The 6,110-nt window shown below is 60.1% G+C and carries 5 protein-coding genes; 1 reads left to right on the forward strand and 4 read right to left on the reverse strand.

From position 1 onward, the window contains the following. Positions 1-4: 4 nt before the first annotated feature. The 4 genes from Q4Q11_RS14910 to Q4Q11_RS14925 form a co-directional block, all read right to left on the reverse strand. On the reverse strand, positions 5-1,156 hold the full coding sequence (locus tag Q4Q11_RS14910; RefSeq protein WP_498569975.1) for an ABC transporter ATP-binding protein: 1,152 nt from the start codon (positions 1,154-1,156) through the stop codon (positions 5-7). A gap of 39 nt (positions 1,157-1,195) precedes the next feature. Continuing rightward, complete coding sequence (locus Q4Q11_RS14915) at positions 1,196-2,047, reverse strand: carbohydrate ABC transporter permease (protein WP_498569976.1); 852 nt, start codon at positions 2,045-2,047, stop codon at positions 1,196-1,198. Next, complete coding sequence (locus tag Q4Q11_RS14920; RefSeq protein ID WP_498569977.1) at positions 2,047-2,922, reverse strand: carbohydrate ABC transporter permease; 876 nt, start codon at positions 2,920-2,922, stop codon at positions 2,047-2,049. Before Q4Q11_RS14920 ends, Q4Q11_RS14915 begins: the two co-directional genes overlap by 1 nt. Before the next feature lie 119 nt (positions 2,923-3,041). Next, a complete protein-coding gene (locus Q4Q11_RS14925) occupies positions 3,042-4,319 on the reverse strand; it encodes an ABC transporter substrate-binding protein (protein ID WP_498569978.1) in 1,278 nt (425 codons plus the stop codon). A gap of 200 nt (positions 4,320-4,519) precedes the next feature. On the opposite strand from Q4Q11_RS14925, the gene Q4Q11_RS14930 reads away from it, so the two are divergent. Then, entirely contained in the window at positions 4,520-5,665 is a 1,146-nt protein-coding gene (locus tag Q4Q11_RS14930; RefSeq protein ID WP_113214267.1) for an ROK family transcriptional regulator, read from the forward strand. Positions 5,666-6,110: the final 445 nt, after the last annotated feature.

Genomic DNA, 6,110 nt, shown 5'->3' on the forward strand with positions numbered 1-6,110 from the left:
TTCTTTACAGAGAGGCAATGATGGGCTTCGGCCGGCTGAGGGTTCTGCCATCGGGACCGAAGAGGTAGAGCGAGGATGTCGAGGCGGACAGCTTGACCTGCTCGCCGGCCGAAAAGCCGGTCGCGTTGCCGAGCTGAACGGTGAAATTGCGCGTGCCGCTTTCCGAGCCGACCGTAGCAAGCGGACTGGCGTCGACGTAGAGAATGGTTTCTCGGCCGAGCTGTTCGACGAGGCGGACCCTGCCGTCGAAGGAAATGGCAGCGTCCTCGCTGGAGGCGCCGATCTTCAGCGATTCCGGCCGTATACCGAGAGTGAGGTCTGCTTGTGCTTTGAGATCGCCGACATCGGCTACGGGAACGAGGACCGTCGCGCCGCCGCCTTCGAGCGCGACTTCAGCAATGCCGTCACGCAGCGAAACGAGCTTTGCATTGACGAAATTGATCCGCGGCGCGCCGAGAAAGCCGGCGACGAATTGGTTTGCCGGATTGTGATAGAGATGAAGCGGCGCGCCTTCCTGTTCGATGATGCCTTTGTTGAACACGACGATGCGGCTCGCCATCGTCATCGCCTCGACCTGATCGTGCGTCACATAGATCATCGTCGAGCCGAGCTGCTGATGCAGCGTCGAAAGCTCGACGCGCATCTGCGTGCGCAATGCGGCATCGAGATTGGAGAGCGGTTCGTCGAAGAGGAAGACCTCCGGCGAGCGGGTGATGGCGCGGCCGATCGCGACGCGCTGGCGCTGGCCGCCAGAAAGCTGCTTCGGGCGCTTGTCGAGCTGATCGGATATTCTGAGAATTTCGGCCGCCCGCTTGACGGCAGCGTCGATCTCGGTTTGCGGTCGCTTGGCCATCTTCAGGCCGAAGCCCATATTCTCGGCAACCGTCATGTGCGGATAAAGCGCATAGGACTGGAAAACCATGGCAATGCCGCGATCGCCCGGTTCCTCGCGCGTCACGTTGCGGCCGTTGATCCAGATCTCGCCCGAGCTGATGGTCTCGAGCCCGGCGATCGTCTTCAGCGTGGTGGACTTGCCGCAGCCCGACGGGCCGACCATGACGATGAACTCGCCCTTGTCGACGGAGAGATTGACCGAACGCAGCGCATGGTAGCTGCCATAATGTTTGTCGATATCGATCAGCTGTACATGGCTCATGAATGGTACTCCAAATCGTCTCAAACGGAGCGGAACGCGTCAGCCCTTGACGGCGCCCATGGTCAGGCCCGCGATGAAATGTTTTTGCATCAGGAAGAACATCAGGACGGGCGGAACGGCGACGAACAAGGTTGCGGCCGCCACGATGTTCCAGGCGGACGTCCATTCGCCTCTGAGATTGTTCAGGCCCGCCGTCACCGGTTTGACGACGTCGCTCTGCGTCAGCACGATCGCCCAGAAATAATCGTTCCAGACGAAGGTGAAGATCAGGATCGCAAGCGCTGCAAGGGCAGGCCGCATCAGCGGTAAGACGACATGGCGCATCGTCTGCCAGGGGGAGGCGCCTTCCGCGCGTGCCGCCTGAAACAATTCGTCGGGCAGGGCTGCGATGAAATTGCGCATGAACAGGGTCGCAAAGCCGGTCTGGAAGGCGACATGGAAGATGATCAGCGCGAGATAGGTGTCGTAGAGGCCGAATCTGACCATGAGGTCGCGCACCGGGATCATCATGATCTGCGCCGGCAGAAAGTTGCCGCCGACGAAGAGCGAGAAGAGCAGGGCGGTGCCGCGAAAATAATAACGGGCGAGCACATAGCCGGTCAGCGTCGCGAACACCAGAACCAGCAGCACCGAAGGCAGGGTGATGATGAGGCTGTTGATGAAATAGCCCCACATGTTCGTCTGCTGAAAGACGGACTGGAAGTTCTCGATGAGATTGAAATGCTCGGGCCAGGTCCAGTATTTGCCGGCCATGATCTCATCGGCCGTCTTGGATGCGGTCAGCATGACGGCGAAGAGCGGCAGCAGCCAGAGTATGAGGATCAGGCCGACGAAACCGGCATAAAGGCCGCGGAGTGCCGGCTTTTCTTCGGGAATGGGGCGAGGATACATCAGCGTGTCTCCCGTTCCATGCGCGCCATGACGCGCAGATACCAGGTGATGAAAATGATCATGATTGCAAACAGGACGGTAGCGATCGCCGCGCCGTAGCCGAAACGGTAGGAGAAGATCGACTGCTCGTACATCTGGTAGGCCAGGACCTCGGACGAGCCGAACGGGCCGCCCGAGGTCATGACCGCGATCATGTCGAAGGACCGCAATGCGCCGACGACCGTGACGGCAAGGGCGATGAAACCCACTTCGCGCAATTGCGGCAGAACGACGTGCCAGAGCATGCTCCAGCCGCGGGCGCCATCGACGCGTCCGGCTCCGATAATATCGGAGCTCAGATTGTTGAGGCCCGCGAGAAAGAGCACCATGCAGAAGGCGATCTGCGGCCAGAGCGCGGCGGCAACCACGGCGAAGGTGACGAAATGCTCATCGGCAAGCAGGGCCGGAGCCGTCGCCCCGAAGAGGCTGAAGATCAGCGCAAGAAGCCCGTAATTCGGATCATAGACCCAGCCGAACACGACGCCGACCGTCACGGTCGCAAGTACCAGCGGAATGAAGAAGAGCGACTTCAATATCCGCATGCCGGCGATCTGCTGGTTGACGAGCAGCGCCAGCGCCAGTCCGAGTGGCGGCGCCGCCATGAACATCACAAGCCATATGAGATTGTTCTTCAGCGAGACGTAGAACTGGGGGTCGGACAGAAGTTCGGAATAGTTCGCCAGTCCGACCCAGGTCTTCTGGCCGACGCCGTCCCAATCGAAGAACGATATCCAGACCGATTCTACCGAGGAAGCGATGATGATCGTCCCGAACAGGATGCATCCCGGCACAATGAAGAGGACGGGCGTCAGCCAGTTCCTGTGCTTTTTCCACATGGCTCAGACTTCTTGGTTCGATAATTCAAGGCGCCTCGACAGGCGCGCCTTTCGAAGGTGGCGCGGCAGGAGCGACGGGCCGCAAGACCCGTTGCCCGCCGCGCCCTGGTCCGGGAGGACTATTTGAAAATGCGCGCGCGGGTCTTTTCGAGACGCGCCAGGATCTGATCGCGCCGCTCGGGCTTGACCGTGAATTCCTGGAAGCCCTTCATGCCGTCCTGCGCCATGTCCGGATCGGTGTCGCGGTCATAATATTGCGACGTTCCCTTCACGCTCTTAAGCGATTCCACGGCGATATTGACCAAGGGGTCCTTGCTCGGTGGGCAATCGTTGCGCGGCGGGATCGTGCCTTCGGCTTCAAGGAAGACGCCGAGATTTTCCGGCTGGTAGAAGTAGGCCAGAAAATCGCGCGCACCTTGCCGGTTCTTCGCCTTGGCGGGGATATGCACCGAGTTGACCGAGAAATCCTCATAGCGTTCGACGCCTGGGACGATTTCCGGAAAGGGAGCGAAGCCGATCTGGCCCTCGTCGCCCGCCGGGAAGGCGGACTTGATGAAGCCTCCGAGGTCCATCATTGCCGCCTTCTTCTGTGCGAGAGCCGCGCCTGCCTGCTCCCAGCCGAAGGACGGACCGCTTGCGGAGAAGAAATTGGCCTTGATGAGTTCTTCCCACTTGTCGAAGACCGGCTTCAGCATAGGGTCGGTATAGGGGACCTTGCCCTCCATCAGCGCCAAGTGCTTTTCGAGACCGTTGATACGCAGATTCATGTGGTCGAACCAGCCGCCGGTCGGCCACAGCTCCTTCGTCCCCATGCTGATCGGCGTCATGCCGGCGGACTTTGCGGCATCGCCGAATTTCAGGAAGTCGTCCCAGTTCTTCGGCGCCGTCCAGCCCTTCTCGGCGAAAACGTCCTTGCGATAGAAAAGGCCCCAGAGAATGCCGCCGAGCGGCAGGCCATATTGCTTGCCGTTGACGGTGACGGCGGTCATGGTGGCGCCCAGCTTGTTGCCGTAGCCTTCCTTTACGAACAGGTCGGAAATGTCGTCGAACAGTCCGCGATCGACGAAGGCCTTCATTCGGTTGCCGGAGAACCAGAAGCAGATATCAGGAGCGCCGACGACGAGGTAGCTGCGGATCGCCGTCTTATGGGCCTCGTGATCCATATTGTTGATGGTGACTTTTGTCCCCGTCTGCTTGGTAAAATCTGCGGCAATGCGCTCAAGGACGGCCCGCTGGCCGGCATTGCCGATATCCGAAATGATCGTCACTTCGCCGCCATTGGCAATCGCCGGGCGATAGAGCGCCGTGGCCGCCAGGGCAGCGCCCGTGCCGACTATGAATTGGCGCCGAGACGCCTTGATTGCATTGATGAGTGAAAGTTCGTTCTTCGATGCCATCTATTTCCTCCCGAGGCACATCAAATCCAGGCCCGTCCACAGACGCAGACAGCCGCCAACCTTCAGAATTTACGCAATAAACCGGCATTTCCGCTTGCGCTGATGCGAGCGGATATTCCTCCATTGCCATGCGCTATTGCATACCGTATCTTCCGGGAAGCGACAATAGTTAATTTACAAAATAAATTTAAAGGAACCCCGTGCGCGGCAACCCTAGTACCTCGAGAGCCCTCAACCGAAGGCTCATTCTCAACTTGCTGCGAAACCGCGGGCCGATGCCACGCGCCGAGATTGCGACCGTTACCGGCCTCAGTCCTGCGGCCGTTACCTTCGTGGTCACGGAACTGATCGAGGAGGGGCTGGTCGTCGAAGGAAAGGCACAGACCGGCGCGGCGGGACGCCGGCCGGTGCCGGTGGATATCAACTATGGCGGCCATCTGGCCGTCGGGTTCAAGCTCCGCCACGACAGCATCGATTGCGTCCTGACCGATCTTGCCACGACGCCGATTGCCTCTTTCGATATGCCGGTGCCGGACACGCGGCCGGAAACCATGGTCGAGGCCATTGCCGCGGCGATCCCGAAACTTTTGGCCGATGCGGATCGCACCGGCTCGCCGGTGATGGGCGTCGGCGTTTCGATCCCCGGCGAGGTGGATGCGGTCAAGGGCATCTGCGTCCAGAGCCCCCGCTTTGGCTGGCGCAATCTTGCTTTTCCCGAATTGCTGCGCGAGCGGGTCCATATCCCGGTCTGGATCGATGACGACATCAGCGCCTTTACCGTTGCGCAGCGGCTCTTCGGAGCCGGCCGCAACTACAGCAATTTCGCGACCATCGCAGTCGGCACTGGGGTCGGGTCGTCTCTGGTCATGGGCGGCGAAATCTATCACGGAAGCCATGGCCTTGCCGGAAAGCTCGGTCACATCATCACGGTTCCCGGCGGCCGGCTTTGCGAATGCGGACGAAGGGGCTGCCTTCAGGCCCATGCGGCAGAGGCCGCGATGGTCGATGAATGGAGCCGGCGCCGGGGAGCAAAGGCAACGCGTGACGAATATGCCGCCGCGATCGAGGCCGGCGACGCGGATGCTCTCGAAATCATGGCGCAAGCGGGAGAACTGATCGGGCGCCACCTGGCGGATCTCGTCAATCTGTTCGATCCGGAGGTGCTGATTGCCGGCGGCGAAGCCATGCAGTTTGGCGAGGCGATTCTCGAGCCGATCCGCCGTTCGATGGCAAAATATGTTTTTCTGAATATGCCCGAATTGCTTCCCGATTGGGTGCCGGGCTCCTGGGCTCGGGGTGCCGCCGCTCTGGCGACTCAGCATTTCTTTGATCTCGATGTCGAATGACGAGGTCCGTGCCAATGCAGATGAACAGGCATGTCCGCTTCGGCAAATTCTGCCATTGAGCCCATGATTTTTCGCAGGAGCACGATGAACATTTCTTTCCCAGCCCCGATGCGAAGCGATTCGGGGATGTAGCGAGAAGTCCGATCAAAATTCCGCGAAGCGTTTTGCCATCGAAGGAAAAATTGCCGGGGCGATTGCAACAGATTCCGGCCTGTCCGGTAAACCATGCCCCTTCCGTAAACGTTACCGCTCTCGGACTGGTTGCAATTCCGCCGCGGAATAAAACGCGGTCTCAAACGTTATCGACCGGCCGACGGACAGTTTGCGGCGGCTGCCGGCCTGACGGCTGCTCAACCATTTTTTCGATCGAGATAGGGAACTGCGTCAGCGGGCCGCCATGGCGGCCATTTCCCGGGCAATCACGCCGACCTCGGTGACTGCGGCT

It is taken from the genome of Rhizobium sp. UFLA01-1127 (genome assembly GCF_059803845.1).